Genomic DNA, 16,269 nt, shown 5'->3' with positions numbered 1-16,269 from the left:
GGCGCAAGAGACTCCCTTGCCTTCAGGAGAGTCATTCACCGCGCCGACGCGCGGTGGCTGGATTCCTGTGACAAGCACAGGAATGACGGAGGAGAGGTGGTGCATCCGACCTCAATAACCAGTTTACGAGTGACTGGTGAGGAGTGTGGGGTTGGCCTCCCGCCCATTCTCTCCGCAGCCGTCTCATTTTCACTCGGCGTCATCGCTCGGCCTTGTGCCGAGGATCTCCTGCCCTATCGACCGGAGCAGATACTCGGGACAAGCCCGAGTATGACGGAAGGGGGTAACCAAGCCATTCCTCCTGAATCGCTTGCGAGCCACCGCCTCACACACGCCTCGACGCTCGGACCATCCCCGCCACGCCGCGAACTTCTAGCCATGGCGGACCTCGCATGCGATAGAAGATCGACACATTTGGAGGAGTGGATATGAACGGTTTGCAAGGTAAAGTCGCGGCCATCACCGGAGCTGCCTCGGGCATTGGATTGGCGACGACCGAGGCGGTCATTGCGGCGGGCGGTACGGTCGTGATGATAGATCGGGACGAGGCGGCGCTGGGTGCGGCCAGCGGCAGGCTGGGCGAGAAGGCGATCGCGCTGCCGCTCGACCTTCTCAACCCCGAGGATTGCGCCGGCCTGCTCGACGGCATTCTCTCGAAGGTCGGTCAGCTCGACATCTTCCACGCCAATGCCGGCACCTATATCGGCGGGGATCTGGTGGAAGCGAACCTCGACGCGATCGACCGCATGCTCAATCTGAACGTCAACGTGGTCATCAAGAACGTCCGCACGGTCATGCCCCACATGATCAAGAGAGGGACGGGAGATATCATCGTCACCAGTTCGGTCGCGGGCCAAGCCGCGGTTCCATGGGAGCCGGTCTATTCGCCTTCGAAGTGGGCGATGCACTGCTTCGTCCAGACCATGCGGCGGCAGCTCCTGAAGAACGGCATCCGCGTCGGCTCCGTCTCGCCGGGTCCGGTCAGCAGCGCGCTGCTGAAAGACTGGCCGGAGGAGAACCTGCGCAAGGCAAAAGAGGCGGGCGCGCTGATCGAACCGCGCGACGTCGCGGAAGCCGTGCTCTTCATGCTGACCCGGCCGCGCAACGTGACGATCCGCGACGTGGTGATCTTGCCGAGTTCTTTCGACATCTGACACAAGGCCGTATGGCGGGAGAGGGGCGCTCCTCTCCCGACAGGCTGACTGCCTGGGCGGATTCGGCTTCTCAGCTATCGATAGAGACCGTCCAATCCTCGACATCAAGGCCGTCCACGCGCCGGAACTCCCCGACATTGTTCGTGATGAGAATGAGACCCCGGGTCTTCGCCTGCGCGGCGATCAGCACGTCATAGGGACCGATCGGCGTTCCCTTTGCCGCCAATGCCGCGCGGATCTCTCCCGATGCCAGCGCATCCTCGCGCTCGAAACCGATGGCGGGGAAATCCGCCATGAACAGGCGCAGAGTTTCGAGATTGTAGGAGATTTTCGCGCTCTTATAGGCGCCGTAATAGAGCTTGTGCATGACGATGGTGGAAAGCCCGATCGAGCCCTCGTCGCTGCCGATCACGCGCTTCAGCAGCGCGTCCGATTTCCTGCCGATCAGCGCGATCACCGCATTGGTATCGAGAAGGTGCGTGATCACTTGAAGAGAGCTTGAAGATCCGGCCTCTCCTGATCCTCCGGCTGCTCGCGTCCTTGCGCCAGAAAATCGTCGCTGAGGCCGCGTTCGAGGGCGCTCCTCAGGGACGCCCAGCGCATGCCGAGATCGGCGCGCGGCCGCAGAATGACCGCATCGCCTTCGCGCGTCACCTCCACCTGGTCGACATCGAAGCGGAATTCCTTCGGCAGCCGCACGGCCTGCGAATTGCCGGATTGAAACACGCGCGCATATTGGGGCATGGGAAGCCTCCGCGATTTTCGTATATATTCTTATGTATATACGCACTCGGCGATGTTCGCGCAAGCTAGCGCGGCACGACACCGAAAGGGGAAAGCGACAGCAGATCGGGATCCTTCGTCGCCGTCGCCTTCGCCACTTCGGCATGGCCCATGCTGTATCCGTAGGAGAGGACGCGGACGCCGTCGATCATGAAGAACTGCGCCTGATCGAGGCCGGGCCGCAGCGTGCCCGTCACGGTGACGGTCTCATAGATTTTTTCGAGATGCAGCGGCTCCTGCGGAACGACGCGAACCAGCTGGTTGGGCGGCGGCGTGGGCATGTGGCTGCAGGCCCCGGCCCAGGGCACCAGCAGGAATTCATAGACGAGATCGCCGTCCTGATCGGTCGGCAGGACGAAGCCGGTCAGTTCGACCGGATGGCCCTCGTCGCGCCAGACCAGGGTTTCGCCCTGCGGGCCGCTGACCGCTTTTGGCGACAGCGGAACCGTCGCCCTCGCCTGACCGGCCGGCCGCAAGGCGCTCCAGAAAATCGGTTGCGCCGCGGCGAGGGCGCCGGACACCGGCCATGCCGAGCCGAGCGCGAGCACCGTAAACATCAGGAATCCGTGCTTCATCATCGCATCTCCCGGGCCGGCCGCTTCGATGGTCTTGCCGCTGTCCGGGGATGCTACTCGATCCCGCTCGGCCGTCAAAGCTCTCGGGTGTCGCATCCAACTTATCATCCTCGACCCTGTGCCGAGGATCAGCCGCATCTCAACCCTAGCAGATGCTCGGAGCACGAGCCCATGGCTGTCTGGTTCGGCCCCGAATTTGCCCCTCACCCTAACCCTTGCCGGGGTCGAGCCGCTGGTCTCGACCCGTCCTGCGGACCGCCGTTCTGACGGGGAGAGGGGATGTGCATGCGAGACGCTAGCGAGGGACGGAGAGGTTGCGGCATAGTCCCTTCGCCCCTTTACGGGGGTCCGAAGGACGGGTCGAGACCCGTGGCTCGACCCCGGTCAGTGGCGGCAGCCGGATGAGGGGCATTTCTCGCCGATCTTCTAGGCGGGATATCACGCAGCCTCGCCGATCGCTGTTGACAGGCATCGGCACCAATCAAGAGATCCCGTGTGGGGTGGACACGGGATCTCCCTGCCGGATCGGTCGGACCTTTACTTCTCCGGCATCATCGAGGAGTGGTGGGAGGTGATCAGCCAGTTCCCGTCCTTGAACTCATAGGTGTAGGTATAGCGGGCGGGCACCTTCGAGCCGTCCTTCATGGTGAAGGTGTAGGTGCCGGTGTCGACCGCCCAGTTGCAGCCGGTCTTGATGGTGCGGCTGTCGATGTGGCCCTTGGGGCCCTTTTCCAGGAAGTGCTTGAAATAGTCGATCCGCTCTTCCTGGGTGATGCGCGGCTTGTTGGCCAGCGTCGCCAGCAGCACGGAATCTGCGCTGTAGTTCTTGGCGACCTCCTCGGGATTGAGCGTCGCGAGCGAAGCATTCCAGCGGTCGAAGAGCTTGGCGACCTGTTCTTCGCTCACCGGCGCGCAGGTCGCCGTTTCGGCCGCGCTGGCCGACTGGACCTGGACGAAACCGATGACAAGGGCGGCAGCAATGATCGTACGCATGTTTGAGTTCCTTTGTGGCGGTCCCGGGCGACATCGCATCGGTCAACCGCATGACCGATAGTTAAGCGCCGGCGCACCGCAGCCCCATCTGCCGGGTGGCTTCGATCCGATCTGCCGAACGGCATAGATGACATTCCCGCCGGAATGACTATCGTGCCCGCGTCATTGATTTCAGGAACAGCCCCCGCTGGGCATGGAGCATACCATAGATACGACGCATTCGCTCGATGTGGCGGAGATGAGAGCGCTTTACCGGGCAGCGGAAGCGCGGGCGGCGCGGCTGCGTTTCATCATCGAGACGCGCAGCCTGCTCGATGCTGAGGCCTTCGAAACGGCAGCACCCGAGGTCCTGTCACGGCTTGCCGATTTCGCCGGTGCCGCGCTTGCGACGCTCAGCTTTCCGGCATCGCAGGGAGAGACGCGCACGCAGCTGACGATCGGCCGGCCGACCGGCAATGGCGCGATCCTCTTTGCATCAGAGGAGGGCGCCGCTCTTTGCCTGACGCTGACCGGCGCGAAGGCGCGCGCCATCGATGCCGACGACCGGCAGACGCTGGAGGTGGTGGCGGGCCAGCTCGCCGATGCCTGCAATCTCGAACGGCAGGCGGCGGAAAAGCAGGCGCTGCTCGGCGATCTCGAACGCCAGCGCAGCGAACTTGCCGCCCTCGTCGCGCAGCTGATCCAGGCGCAGGAGCAGGAGCGGCAGCGTGTGGCGCTCGATCTGCATGACGGCGCCGCACAGCTTGCCGCCGGCCTCAGCTACCGCCTGCAGGATCTCGCCGCCCGCATCGGCGAGGCGCATGCGCTGAAGCCTGACATCGATCAGCTCGCAGCGCTTGCGCGCCATTCCGTCGCCGATCTGCGCGCCGCCATCGCCGATCTTCGCCCGCCCGAACTCGACGATCTCGGCGTCGCCGCCGCACTGCGCACCCGTCTCGACGCGATCGACGGCATGGAAGTGATCGCCGATCTCGATGCCGGCGCCGACCGCTGGCCGGCCTCGACCGGCATCATCTTCTACCGCGTCGCCCAGGAGGCGATCACCAATGTGGTCAAGCACGCCGAGGCGAGCCGGCTCGTCGTACGCCTTTTCGAAGACGGCGCGGGCCAGGCCCATCTCGAAGTGATCGACGACGGCAAGGGCATCGGCGAGGCGCGTCATCCTGAAGTGCAGGGCAGGGGCGCCCGGCTCGGCATTGCCGGCATGCGCGAAAGGCTGGCGCTGCTCGGCGGCCGTTTCGAGATCGGCGCCGGCGCTTCCGGCGGCACGCATGTCCGCGCCGCGGCACCGCTCACGCAGGAGGCGGCGGGATGACCGCATCCATTCTCGTCGCCGACGATCACGACATCGCCCGCGCCGGCCTGATCGCCATGATCGGCGGCCAGGAGGATTTCCATGTCGCTCTCGACGTGCGCGACGGCGCGGAAGCGGTGGAGGCCGCAGCCCTGCACAAACCGGATCTGGCGCTGCTCGATATCCGCATGCCCCGCATGGATGGGCTAGCGGCGACGCGGGAAATCCGGCGCGTCTCGCCCGGCACCCGGGTGATGATCATCACCATGCATGACAGCCTCGATTATCTGGAAGCGGCGATCGAGGCCGGCGCCACCGGCTATCTGCTGAAGGATGCGAGCCGCGACGACATTCTGCGCACCATCCGCCGCGTGCTTTCGGGCGACGCCTTCTTCGACGGGCCGCTGGTCGCAAGGCTATTGAAGCGCGCCGCCACCAAGCCGCAGACCTATGCCAGCGCCTTGGAGACGCTGACCGTGCGCGAGCGCGAGGTGCTGACCAAGGTGGCCGAGGGCCTGACCAACAAGGAGATCGGCCGGGCGCTGAAGATTTCGCCCGGCACCGTCAAGATCCATGTCGAGCGCATCATCGCCAAGCTCGGGGCCGGCGACCGCACGCAGGCCGCCGTCATGGCGGTGCGCGGCGGGCTGGTGCAGACGGCGAGGGAAGAGCCATGATGCCGCGCTTCGCCGACCTGCCGCTCAGGGCAAAGGGCATCGTCATCATCGTGGTGCCGCTGGCGCTGCTCCTGGCCGCACTCGCCTCGGTCTTCGTCGCCGACCGGCAGAGCCGCATCGCCGAGGACCAGGTGCGGGTGACGCTGGAGATCCAGTCCGGCATTCAGGAGCTGCATGCCCTGATCGCCGAAGCGGCGACGGCCATGCGCGGCTATCTGCTGACCGGCAGGGCCGATTTTCTCGATCCCTTCAACCGGGCGGAGGACAGGCTGCCCGTCGTGCTCGACGAGGTCGGCCGGCGCTTGCGCGACGAGGAGCAGAAGGCCCGCCTCGAGCGCATCCGCGCCCTGGTCGATGCCAAGGTCGACCGTCTGCAGCTCCTGAAACAGGCCGACATTCTGCGCGCCGGCGGGCGCGAGGATCTGGCCGCCAAGCTCATCGAGGGCAAGCAGGTGCTCGATGTGTTGAGACAGGAGATCGACGCGATGAACCGGCGCGAGGCAGATCTCCTCAACGCCCGAACGCAGGCCGCCGACCGGGTCCGCACCCTGTCGCGCAGCCTGATGATATCAGCCGGCTTTCTCGGCTTTGCCGGCGCGCTCGTCGCCGTCTTCCTGTTTTCGGCCAGCATCGTGCGCCGCGTGCATGCGCTGAAAGCAGAGGCGCACCGGCTCTCGCGAGGCGAGGTCGTGACATCGGCCGATCCCTTCCGCGATGAACTCGGCAATCTCGGACAGGCGCTCGCCGATGCAAGCGTGCTTCTGAAAAAGCGCGAGGCCGATCTAACCGAGAGCGAGGAGCGCTTCCGCCAGCTGGTCGAGGGCGTCAGCGATTACGGCATCTTCGGGCTCGATCCGGATGGTCAGGTGGTGAGCTGGAATGCCGGTGCTGCGCGGATCACCGGCTACCAGGCCGAGGAGATCGTCGGCCAGCATTTCTCCCGCTTCTATCCCGCCCAGACCAGGGAGACATTTCCGGGAGAAGAGCTTTCCAAGGCAGCCCTGCACGGCCGCACCGAAGCGGAGGGCTGGCGCCTGCGCAAGGACGGCTCGCGCTTCTGGTCGCATGTCGTCGTCACCGCCCTTCACGACGAGACCGGGCGGCTGCGCGGCTTTTCCAAGATCACCCGCGACATCACCGAGCGCAAGCAGTTCGAGGAGGCGCTGCTTGCCGCCCGCGAGGATGCGGTGCGCGCCAGCAATGCCAAGAGCGAATTCCTGTCGCGCATGAGCCACGAGCTGCGCACGCCGCTGAATTCGGTGCTCGGCTTCGCGCAGCTTCTGGAAATGGACGTCGACGACGCCGAATCCCGGGAGAGCGTCGCGCAGATATTGCGGGCCGGCCGGCATCTGCTGAGTCTGATCGACGAAGTGCTCGACATGGCGCGGATCGAGGCCGGGCGCATGGATCTCGCTGTCGAACCGCAGCCCGTCGTCGAGGTGATCGAGGAAGCCGTGGCACTCGCAAGGCCGCTCTGCGGCAAGCAGCAGATTCGCATCGAAGTCATTGAGGCCGAGCCGGATCTGACGGTGCTCGCCGACCGCCGGCGTCTGCTCCAGGTGTTTCTCAACCTGCTCTCCAATGCGGTGAAATACAATCGTCCCCAGGGGAGCGTCACCGTCAGCCACAGGGCGCTGGACGACCGCATCCGCATTGAGGTCAGCGACACCGGCCCCGGCATTCCGCCCGAGCGCGTCGCGCGGCTGTTCACCCCCTTCGACCGGCTGGGCGCCGAGCGCATCAGCCAGGAGGGAACCGGCTTGGGGCTTGCGCTCTCCAAACATCTGATCGACGCCATGGGCGGCACCCTCGGCTTCAGCAACCGGGAGGGCGGCGCAACGTTCCACGTCGATCTGCCGCGTGCACCTGCGGCGATGCGACAGGCCGAGGCGCGAGACGTCGCGGTGCCGTAGGCGCCGCCAGGCTACGGACAAACCACTGCAAAACCCGCGACGTCATCCTCGGCCTTGTGCCGAGGATCTACGCCGGCCCAATTAAGGCACTGAAAATAAATGTTTTCCTGTCAAACAATTGTCGTGGTTAGATGCTCGGCACAAGGCCGAGCATGACGGAGGAGACTTTGTCAAAAAACTGAAGCCATCGCCTTCGGCCTCCTCGCTTGCTATCAGTGCGGCATCGCTTTCGACGAAGTTTTGGGGTCCATGACAGATACCACCGATATCCTGCGCGCCTCGACGATCCTGATCGTCGATGACGAACCGGCCAATGTTTCGCTGCTGGAGCGCATCCTGAAGCGCGAGGGCTTTACGGCGCTGATCAGCACGACCGAGCCGCGCGAGGCGCTGCGGCTCTTCCGCGAGCATCCCGTCGATCTCGTCCTGCTCGACCTGATGATGCCCGATCTCGATGGTTTCGCGCTGCTGGAGACCTTTGCAAGGCTCATCCCCGACGACAGCTATCTGCCGATCCTGGTTCTGACCGCCGATGCGACGCTGCCGACACGCCGGTGCGCGCTTTCGCTCGGCGCGAAGGATTTCCTGACCAAGCCCTTCGATGCGATCGAGGCGGTGCTGCGCATCTTCAATCTGCTCGAAACCCGCATCCTGACGCTGGAACTCGCCAGGCACGGGCTGGCGACGCCGAGATCGGAACGTCCGAGGATCGATTGACCGCCCCCCGAAAGCGCCGCGATCTCAGGTCAGGGATTGACCCAGCGGCAAGAGGAGAGGGCGCCGGCTTCGTCATAGGAGAACAACGCCCTGCGATTGTCCTGCTGGCGCAGCTGGAACCAGTCCAGCGTGCTGGCCCGAAAGATCAGCAGGCCGAAACGCGCCTTTCCCCCGGCCTCATCCGCAGGCTCTGCCATGTCGATCGTTTCGAAGGCGCGCTCGTCCCCGGGCGGGCCGCCGGCATAGGTCATCCGCGTCCGCGCGGGCAGCCTGTCCCATGCGGCATCGGCCGCTCCGCTGCCCGGCCCGTGAAGCTCGACCTTTCCCTGAAGCCGAAGCTGCAGCCGGCTTTCGGCGCTGAAGCCGAGAACCGTGACATGCGGATTGGCCGAGAGTTCCGGCCATTTGCGGCTGCGTATATCCGTATGAAATTCGAGACGCCGCGCCGATCTTTCGGCCGCACGCAGCACAACCATGCGCGCCTGCGGCCTCATCTCGGCATCGACGGAGCAGAGGTTGAGATAGCGGAAACCCGACTGCGGGTTCGCCGCAGCCGTTTCGAGCTCCGCCCATGCGGCGGCGTCGATATCGGTCAGATCCACCGGCAGGCTCCGCTCAGACCGAACGGGCGATGCCGCCGTCGACGCGGATGTTCTGGCCGGTGATATAACCCGCACCTTCCGACAGGAGGAAGGCTATGGTGGCCGCGATTTCCTCGCTGGTGCCGTAGCGGCGCATCGGAACGCTGTCGCGCCGCTCCTCGGTGGCGGGCAGGCTGTCGATCCAGCCGGGCAGGACGTTGTTCAGGCGGATGTTCTTGGGCGCATAGCTATCCGCGAAGATCTTGGTGAAGCTCGCTAGGCCCGCCCGGAAGACGGCCGAGGTCGGGAACATCGGCGAGGGTTCGAACGCCCATGCCGTGGAGATATTGACGATGGCGCCGCCGCCCTGCCTCTCCATGATCGGCGCCACCAGCCGGATCGGGCGGACCGCGCTCAGGAAATAGACTTCCATGCCCCGGTGCCAGTCCTCGTCGGAGATGTCGAGGATCGGCGCGCGCGGGCCGTGGCCGGCGGAATTGACCAGCGCGTCGATGCGCCCCCATCGCTCCATCGAGAGATCGACGAGCCGCTTCACGTCCTCGTCGGACTGGTTGGAGCCGGTAACGCCGACGCCGCCGAGCTCCTTTGCCAGCGCCTCGCCCTTACCGGAAGAGGAGAGCACGGCGACGCGGTAGCCGTCCGCGGCCAGTTTCCTTGCGGCCGCGGCGCCCATGCCGGATCCGCCTGCGGTGATGAGAGCGACTTTACCTTCGGACATTGAAACCTCCCGACAGCTGATTTGCGCGGCATTATGCCAGATATGCTCTCTGCTTTCGCGCGAGAAAGAAACATGTAAGACTGTAGAAAATCTACTGGATAAGCCAATGATCCAATCCCGCCGCGCGCTGCCGCCGCTGAATGCCCTGCGCGCCTTCGAGGCTTCCGGCCGCAGGCTGAATTTCCGCGCCGCCGCTGACGAACTCGGCGTCACCCAGGGAGCGATCGCCCAGCAGGTTCGCGCGCTGGAAGATCAGCTTGGCCTCAGGCTGTTCCAGCGCCAGCCCCGCGGCCTTGCGCTGACCGCGCAGGGTGCCGCCTATCTCTCCGACGTGACCCGCGCCTTCGATATGCTTGGCGAGGCGACCGGACGGCTTTTCGCGCGGCCGGAAACCGTGACGATCAGCGTCACCCCGACCGTCGCCGCCAAGCTTTTGATCCCGCGCCTCGCCGAGTTCTACAGCGCCCTTCCCGAGGTGGATCTGCGGACGGTCGCCACCGAGGCGCTGGCGGATTTCGACCGCGATCAGGTGGATATCGCCGTGCGCCTGACCAGCCAGCCTTTCCCGGCGACGCTGGAGGCAAGGCTGCTGTTCCGCCAGGAACTGGTCGCGGTCGCGAGTCCGCATCTGGTGAAAGGGCTCACCCTTCCCTTGAGCCGCGAGGAGCTTTGCAAGCTGCCGCTTCTGCATGACTCGCACGATCGCTGGGGCGTATTCCTCGGAATTCGCGAGAAGCTGCCGGGCGCGGCGTTCAACCATACGACACTGGCGCTCGACGCCGCACTCGCCGGCCAAGGCGTCGTGCTGGCCTGCCGGGCTTTCGTGGCGGCCGATCTCGAAGCCGGCCGGCTGGTGCAGGTGACGAATGCGACGGCGACCATCGGACCCGATTACTTTCTCGTCCGCAAACGTGCATCATCGCCGCGAAAGGCCGTGGACGCGGTGTGGGACTGGTGCGCGGCGCGGCTGTCGCTCGCCTAGTGAGCGAGGCCGGCTCACGCCGGCCCCGTCATGTTCAGAACATGGTGTTCTTGTTGGCGGCCTCTTTCGGAACCGCCTGGATCACATCCCAGTGCTCGACGATCTTGCCGTCCTTGACGCGGAAAATATCGACGATCGCCTGGCCGCGATCCTCGGCGCCGTTCGTCGCATGCACATGCAGCCAGACGAGATCGCCATCGGCGGAGCTGCGGACGATCTTCGCCTTCGATTGAGGATTGTCCTTGAAGAAGCCGGTGAAAAAGGAAACGAGAGGCTTCTTGCCATCCGGAACTTCGGGATTGTGCTGCCGGTACTCGTCCGCCACCACCGAGGCGGCCTCGACATCATGGCTGTTGAAGAAGCGGTCGTAGAATTCCACCACCAGCTTCCGGTTGGCTTCCTCGACCTTCAAATCCCGAGAGGCGGCAAAGGCGCCTGAGGGCATGGCGATGCCTGCCAGAATGGCGAGTGCGCAAAGCGATTTCCCGAATGTCATGCATCAAACTCCTTGGTATGAATCCGCGATCTAGTCTAAGAAACAGACTATGAGGCTTGGTCTAGGACAGCGCGAAATGCCCAGCAAGAAGGCAGTTTTCAGTGCCGAGGTCAGCGTGCGATGACCGAGAGGAAGGACGCCATGCCTGAGAAAACGGACGGGCCGGGCGCGGGATGCCCGATCAGGGGCGTGCTCGACCGCATCGGCGATCAATGGAGCCTGCTGACGCTCGAGGCGCTGGAAACCGAAAAGAAGCGCTTCAACGAACTGCTGCGCGAGATCGGCGACATCTCCAAGCAGATGCTCTCCAAGACGCTGCGGCATCTGGAGCAGGACGGCTATATCAGGCGCACCGTCTATCCCGAGGTGCCGCCGCGCGTGGAATACGAGTTGACGGACCTCGGCCGATCCTTCCTCATCCCGATGAAGGCCCTGGTCGGCTGGGCCGAGCAGAACCATCCCGAGATCATCCGATCGCGGCTGCGGCACGAAACTGAGTAGGATTTGAATAGAGGCAAGAAGCAACGCCGGAGCGCGTCCTTCGAGGCTCCGGCCTGCGGCCTACGCACCTCAGGATGAGGGACGTTGGAGTATGCCGCGCCGGCAACAAGGGACGACGTTCGAGATGCCGCGACCTCTCTCCGACCTCATCCTGAGGTGCCCCGCAGGGGCCTCGAAGGACGAGGGCGGCCACCAGGGGCTGGGCGCAAGAAGCAAGGTCGGAGCGTGGCCCATCAGGCAAGCAGCACCTTGCCGCCAGTCCGGAAGGGAAGGGCGGCTTGCAGCGCCTCGCCGATCCTTTCCAGGGGAAACACCTCCCGCACCTCGGTGGCGATCACCTTCGCGGCGATCTGCGCGGCGACCTCGGAATAGGCGCGCTGGACGACATCCATGGTTTCCGAATGAACCCATTCCCGCAGATGGCAGAAGGAAAAGGTGATGTCGGGATGGGTGGCCCAGAAGGAATTCGGGATGCTTTGGCCGGAGAGCAACCCATAATGCACGAAATGCCCGCCCGGCTTGAGCGCATCGGCAAGGACCGAGGCGCGCGGGCCGCCGACGCAGTCGAGCACGGCATCGAGCCCATGCCGGCCGGCGAGGCCGGCTGCGAGGTCGCTGTCCTCCCTGTCGATGATGACAGCCTCAAGCCGGCCGCGCAGGCGCCGGCGGGATTCTTCGCTGCGGACGATCGCGACTGGCTCGACGCCTGCGGCATTGGCGAGACCGATCAGGATCGATCCGATCGAGGAGGCGGCGGCATTGACGGCGATGCGCATGCCGGACCTCAGCCCGATCTTCCCATGCAGCATCAGCCAGGCGGTCATCGGGTTGACGTAGCTTGTGGCAGCCTCGAAATCGGAAAGCGCGTCGGGCACGCGCAGGCACCAGCCGGGATCGGTGTCCTTGAACTCCTGCCAGCCGCCGGCGCTGCGCACCGGCAGCACGCGCGTGCCCGGCTTCAGGCCATAGACTTCTTCGCCGCAGGCTTCGACCACGCCGAAGGCTTCGAAGCCCGGAATGAAGGGCAGGGTCGTGCGGCCGGCATAGGCGCCCGAGATGGTGATGATATCGGAGGGGTTGATCGAGCGGGCCAGCAGCCGCACCCGCACCTGATCGCGCCGCAGCGCCGGCAGCGGCGTCCGCTCGATCCCGACGACCTCCTGGGCCGGGCCGAATTTTCGCACCACCGCCTGATATTGCATTGCATCCCCCACATACTCGCGGTTAGAACAGCCCACCAATTTCGGGTGATCGAATGAGCGTTGACGACAGGCCTTTAGCATCGTTCCGGGTTTCGATGCGAGACATCGACATCTATGGGCATGTCCACAATTCGGTCTACCTCGATTATTGCGAGGATGCCGTCGTCGAGTTCCTGCGCCATCGTGAGATCCTCGGCCACTTCCGCCACACCACTTCGGGTGTCGCCTATCACGTCAAGAAGGCGGAGATCACCTTTCACAACCCGATCGACGTCGATGATGTCGTCGAGGCAAAGGTCACCGTCGAGAAGATCGGGCGCACCAGCCTCGCCTTTACGATCGAACTCTTTCGCCGGCGCGACGGCGCCCATTGCGCAACGGCCGGCCTCGTCTGGGTCTGCGTCGGCCTTTCCGACAGCCGCCCGACGCCGATCCCCGAGGCGACCAGAGCCGCCTTGTCGCAGGGCTGACCCATGCCGATCCATGCAGAGCTTCGTCGACATGCCATGGCGAGACCGGACAAGCCGGCGGTTGTGATCGACGGCGGCGCGCTCAGCTACGGCGAACTCTACGCGCGCTCGCGGGCGATCTATCGCTTTCTCCAGGATCTTCCCGACTCGAACCCGCGCACGATCGACCTGCCCGGCGTCAAGAAGCTCGTTGCCTTAAGCCTCGGCAACCATATCGGCTTTGCCGAATATTTCGTCGCCGCCACCGCCTTGCCGCATGCCTGCGCTGTCATCGATCCGATGATGCCGCCCGAAAGGATCGAGCGCATCCTTGAGCGCCTCGCGCCCGACGTGCTGGTCGCCGACGACGAGGCAAGCCCCAGTGCGGAGATCGGCCGCCGGCTCGGCCTATCGGTCGTCGTCGCCGGAGCCGAGCCCTTCGATCTCGCCGCACCGGGAGAGGACCTGCCGGATGCAGACGGCATCTTCCTGATCGGCTTCACCTCGGGCACCACGGCCGAGCCAAAAGCCTATTGCCGCTCGCGCGAGCAGTGGCGCCGCAGCCTCGACCGGGGGCGCCTGGTTTTCGAGCTCCAGGACGCGCCCTCGACCCTTTGTCCCGGCGCCCTGGCGCACGGCCTGGCGCTTTACGCCCTGGTGGAAGCCCTCGATGCCGGGGCGACCTTCCATTCGGTGCGCAAGTGGGATGCCGGCGCCGTCGCGCGCACGCTCGCCTCCGCACAGATCGAACGGCTGGTCGCGGTGCCGACCCATATAGCGGGGATTGCCCGCGCATGGGCCGGCGAGCCCGCGCTCGACTGCCTGCGCGACGTGCTGACCGCCGGCGCCAAGCTGAACCTCAACGAGGTCGACTCCATGCGCCGCCTTTTTCCCAAGGCGCGCATCCGGGAATATTACGGCGCTTCCGAGATCGGTTTCATGACCGTCTCGACGCTTGCCGGCGGCGAGACCGATTTTCCGATCGACCGGGTGGGGCAAGCCTATCCCGGCGTCGCGATTTCCATCCGCGACCCAGAAGAAAACGATGTCGGCGTCGACGTGCCGGGCACCATCTTCGTCAACAGCGACCTCATCGCCGACCGCTATCTCTGGGGCGATGACGGCCAGGCGTTCCGGGTGACACCATCAGGCGCGACCGTCGGCGATCTCGGCGAGATCGACGCCAACGGCATGCTGCGGGTGATCGGCCGGGCGGGCGGCATGATGATCTCGGGCGGCAACAACGTCTATCCCGCCGAAGTCGAGAGCGCGCTGAAGACCTGTCCCGGCGTCGAGGAAGCCGTCGTCTTCGGGCTGCCGGATGCCTATTACGGTCAGAGGATCGTCGCCGTCGTTTCCGGCGAGGCGATCGACGCGAAAATCCTGGCTGAGCATTGCGCGGGCAAGCTTGCAAGGTTCAAGATCCCCAGGGAATTCCACCATATCGGCGCCTGGCCGATGACGAGCAGCGGCAAGATCGCCCGCGGCCAGGTGCAGGCATCGGTCACTTCGGGAGACGGCCTTGTCCTACGCCTATCAGCCTGACGAGGATTGGCAGCCGGTCGTGGTGGCCGCCTACCGCACGCCGATCGGCCGGGCCTTCGGCTCGCTTGCGTCGGTTGCGGCCGAAGACCTGCTCGCGCCGATCATCCGCCGCATCATCGCCGAGACGGGCATCGCGCCCGAAGCCATAGACGACGTGCTGGTCGGCAATGCCGCCGGCGGCGGCGGCAATATCGCGCGGCTCGCCGCCCTTTCCGCCGGCCTGCCGATCGCCGTTCCGGGCGTCGCCATCGACCGGCAATGCGGCTCCGGCCTCGAAGCGATCATCCTGGCCGCCCGGCTGATCCAGGCAAAGGCCGGCTCCTGCTTTCTGGCCGGCGGCGTCGAGAGCGTCAGCACCGCGCCGTGGCGGGCCGAAAGGCCGAAAGCCAATGGCGCCCTGCCGCGCTTCTACGGCCGCGCCCGCTTCTCCCCTGATGCGATCGGCGATCCCGATATGGGCGTCGCCGCCGAAAACGTCGCCCGCGAATTCGGCATATCGCGCCAGAGGCAGGATGAGTTCGCGCTGCGCAGCCACCGGCTCGCCATCAAGGCGGCCGAAGCCGGCCTCTTCCGGCCTGAGATCGTCGAAATCGCCACCGGCCACGGGCTGGTGGAGCGGGACGAATGCCCGCGCCCGACGACATCGATGGAAGCGCTGGCAAACCTCAAGCCCGTTTTCCTCGCCGATGGCTCGGTGACGGCGGGCAACGCCTGCCCGCTCAATGACGGCGCCTGCCTGGTGCTCGTCATCAGCCGTGGCATGGCCAGACGCCTCGGCATCGAAAAGGGCCTTGCCTTCATCGACAGCGCCGCCGCCGGCGTCGATCCCAACCTGCTCGGCATCGGCCCGGTCGCCTCGACCAAAAAGCTGCTGCAGCGCCAGCCCGACCTCGCGCTTTCCGCGATCGACGCCATCGAATTCAACGAGGCTTTCGCCGCCCAGGTGCTGGCGTCGCTCGATCAGCTCGAAATCTCTCCGGATGCGGTCAACAAGGAAGGCGGCGCCATCGCCCTCGGCCATCCCTTCGGCGCCTCCGGCGCGATTCTCGTTACCCGGCTACATACTCAGCTCCTCCGCAGCGGCGCTCCCGGCGCCACCGGCCTCGCCATGATCGGCATCGGCGGCGGCATCGGGCTGACGGCGCTGTTCGAGGTGGTCGCGCTTTCGTGAGGGAGAGGATGCCGCAGCGTCTCGATTCCCTCTTCTCCCAGCGGGGAGAAGGTGCCCGTAGGGCGGATGAGGGGGCCTGTGACGCAGGTTCTTCGGCAGCACGCTTGCAGGCGCTCGACCAAAATACCGCGCATGGGTTGCCGTCAAGGTAGCGGGATTAGCTTTACCGAGAGGGATGTTCGTGCGGCCCCCTCATCCGCCTGCCGGCACCGACCTGGGCGAGCCACGGGTCTCACCCGTCCTTCGGACCCCCGCTGGGGAGAAGAGACCAAGCGGATGCCTGTCGACGCAGGTCTCCTCCATTTCCGCAAGACGTTTCCGACCGCAGGGCCAGCCGTCCTACTGCCTTCGCATAGGGTGACAGCGACGCAGGGAGAATGGTTCGCGGCGGCGATCCGGCGCATTCTCCTGCGCATCGGTGGCGACCGCCCGCGCCGGAATTTCGCGGCGGAGGGCCCATACCGATGAAATCGCTCGCCTCGCCAAGGAGGCGATTT

General features: G+C 65.3%; 18 protein-coding genes. 10 read left to right on the top strand and 8 right to left on the bottom strand.

What is annotated here, in order from left to right; translation table 11 throughout:
- Positions 1-428 precede the first annotated feature (428 nt).
- Positions 429-1,154, top strand: coding sequence for an SDR family oxidoreductase (locus tag ATY77_RS03685; RefSeq protein WP_088686120.1), 726 nt, complete (start codon positions 429-431; stop codon positions 1,152-1,154).
- A 70-nt stretch (positions 1,155-1,224) separates the two neighbouring features.
- Here ATY77_RS03685 and ATY77_RS03680 read toward each other — a convergent pair whose 3' ends face one another.
- The 4 genes from ATY77_RS03680 to ATY77_RS03665 form a co-directional block, all read right to left on the bottom strand.
- Positions 1,225-1,641 carry a type II toxin-antitoxin system VapC family toxin gene (locus ATY77_RS03680; RefSeq protein ID WP_088686119.1) on the bottom strand — a complete coding sequence of 139 codons (417 nt, stop codon included), beginning with the start codon at positions 1,639-1,641 and terminating at the stop codon, positions 1,225-1,227.
- Positions 1,638-1,898, bottom strand: a complete 261-nt coding sequence (gene vapB, locus ATY77_RS03675; RefSeq protein ID WP_088686118.1) for a type II toxin-antitoxin system VapB family antitoxin — start codon at positions 1,896-1,898, stop codon at positions 1,638-1,640. Before vapB ends, ATY77_RS03680 begins: the two co-directional genes overlap by 4 nt.
- Positions 1,899-1,963: 65 nt before the next feature.
- Entirely contained in the window at positions 1,964-2,515 is a 552-nt protein-coding gene (locus ATY77_RS03670) for a DUF3299 domain-containing protein (RefSeq protein ID WP_190237572.1), read from the bottom strand.
- A 534-nt stretch (positions 2,516-3,049) separates the two neighbouring features.
- The gene (locus ATY77_RS03665) at positions 3,050-3,505 is read right to left on the bottom strand and encodes an SgcJ/EcaC family oxidoreductase (protein ID WP_088686117.1); all 456 of its coding nucleotides are present in this window, start codon (positions 3,503-3,505) and stop codon (positions 3,050-3,052) included.
- Between the two features lie 193 nt (positions 3,506-3,698).
- Between ATY77_RS03665 and ATY77_RS03660 the strand changes: the two genes are divergently transcribed.
- The 4 genes from ATY77_RS03660 to ATY77_RS03645 all read left to right on the top strand — a co-directional run bounded on the left by ATY77_RS03660 (position 3,699) and on the right by ATY77_RS03645 (position 8,106).
- Complete coding sequence (locus ATY77_RS03660; RefSeq protein ID WP_088686116.1) at positions 3,699-4,820, top strand: sensor histidine kinase; 1,122 nt, start codon at positions 3,699-3,701, stop codon at positions 4,818-4,820.
- On the top strand, positions 4,817-5,476 hold the full coding sequence (locus ATY77_RS03655; protein ID WP_088686115.1) for a response regulator transcription factor: 660 nt from the start codon (positions 4,817-4,819) through the stop codon (positions 5,474-5,476). The genes ATY77_RS03660 and ATY77_RS03655 overlap by 4 nt, the downstream gene beginning before the upstream one ends.
- Entirely contained in the window at positions 5,473-7,389 is a 1,917-nt protein-coding gene (locus tag ATY77_RS03650; protein ID WP_088686114.1) for an ATP-binding protein, read from the top strand. Before ATY77_RS03655 ends, ATY77_RS03650 begins: the two co-directional genes overlap by 4 nt.
- 249 nt (positions 7,390-7,638) lie before the next feature.
- On the top strand, positions 7,639-8,106 hold the full coding sequence (locus tag ATY77_RS03645; protein WP_088686113.1) for a response regulator: 468 nt from the start codon (positions 7,639-7,641) through the stop codon (positions 8,104-8,106).
- A gap of 29 nt (positions 8,107-8,135) precedes the next feature.
- Here ATY77_RS03645 and ATY77_RS03640 read toward each other — a convergent pair whose 3' ends face one another.
- Positions 8,136-8,708, bottom strand: a complete 573-nt coding sequence (locus tag ATY77_RS03640) for a pyridoxamine 5'-phosphate oxidase family protein (RefSeq protein WP_088686112.1) — start codon at positions 8,706-8,708, stop codon at positions 8,136-8,138.
- A gap of 13 nt (positions 8,709-8,721) precedes the next feature.
- Positions 8,722-9,426 carry an SDR family oxidoreductase gene (locus ATY77_RS03635; protein ID WP_088686111.1) on the bottom strand — a complete coding sequence of 235 codons (705 nt, stop codon included), beginning with the start codon at positions 9,424-9,426 and terminating at the stop codon, positions 8,722-8,724.
- A gap of 106 nt (positions 9,427-9,532) precedes the next feature.
- Between ATY77_RS03635 and ATY77_RS03630 the strand changes: the two genes are divergently transcribed.
- On the top strand, positions 9,533-10,408 hold the full coding sequence (locus ATY77_RS03630; RefSeq protein ID WP_088686110.1) for a LysR substrate-binding domain-containing protein: 876 nt from the start codon (positions 9,533-9,535) through the stop codon (positions 10,406-10,408).
- Positions 10,409-10,442: 34 nt separating this feature from the next.
- Here ATY77_RS03630 and ATY77_RS03625 read toward each other — a convergent pair whose 3' ends face one another.
- Positions 10,443-10,904, bottom strand: a complete 462-nt coding sequence (locus tag ATY77_RS03625) for a nuclear transport factor 2 family protein (RefSeq protein WP_088686109.1) — start codon at positions 10,902-10,904, stop codon at positions 10,443-10,445.
- A gap of 141 nt (positions 10,905-11,045) precedes the next feature.
- On the opposite strand from ATY77_RS03625, the gene ATY77_RS03620 reads away from it, so the two are divergent.
- Entirely contained in the window at positions 11,046-11,405 is a 360-nt protein-coding gene (locus ATY77_RS03620) for a helix-turn-helix domain-containing protein (RefSeq protein ID WP_088675981.1), read from the top strand.
- Between the two features lie 233 nt (positions 11,406-11,638).
- Here the strand turns inward: ATY77_RS03620 and ATY77_RS03615 are convergent, their stop codons facing one another.
- Positions 11,639-12,607: a zinc-dependent alcohol dehydrogenase family protein gene (locus ATY77_RS03615; protein ID WP_088686108.1), complete on the bottom strand. Its 969-nt coding sequence runs from the start codon at positions 12,605-12,607 to the stop codon at positions 11,639-11,641.
- Between the two features lie 53 nt (positions 12,608-12,660).
- Between ATY77_RS03615 and ATY77_RS03610 the strand changes: the two genes are divergently transcribed.
- The 3 genes from ATY77_RS03610 to ATY77_RS03600 are packed head-to-tail and all read left to right on the top strand — an operon-like array spanning position 12,661 to position 15,772.
- Positions 12,661-13,077, top strand: a complete 417-nt coding sequence (locus ATY77_RS03610; protein WP_088686107.1) for a thioesterase family protein — start codon at positions 12,661-12,663, stop codon at positions 13,075-13,077.
- 3 nt (positions 13,078-13,080) lie between these two features.
- Complete coding sequence (locus ATY77_RS03605) at positions 13,081-14,601, top strand: AMP-binding protein (protein WP_088686106.1); 1,521 nt, start codon at positions 13,081-13,083, stop codon at positions 14,599-14,601.
- On the top strand, positions 14,579-15,772 hold the full coding sequence (locus tag ATY77_RS03600) for a thiolase family protein (RefSeq protein ID WP_088686105.1): 1,194 nt from the start codon (positions 14,579-14,581) through the stop codon (positions 15,770-15,772). The genes ATY77_RS03605 and ATY77_RS03600 overlap by 23 nt, the downstream gene beginning before the upstream one ends.
- Positions 15,773-16,269: the final 497 nt, after the last annotated feature.

It is taken from the genome of Rhizobium sp. R634 (assembly GCF_002211305.1).
In the GTDB taxonomy this organism is placed as follows: Bacteria; Pseudomonadota; Alphaproteobacteria; order Rhizobiales; family Rhizobiaceae; genus Rhizobium.
Note: the sequence above shows the minus strand (reverse complement) of the source record. Positions and strands in the feature narration are given on the sequence as shown.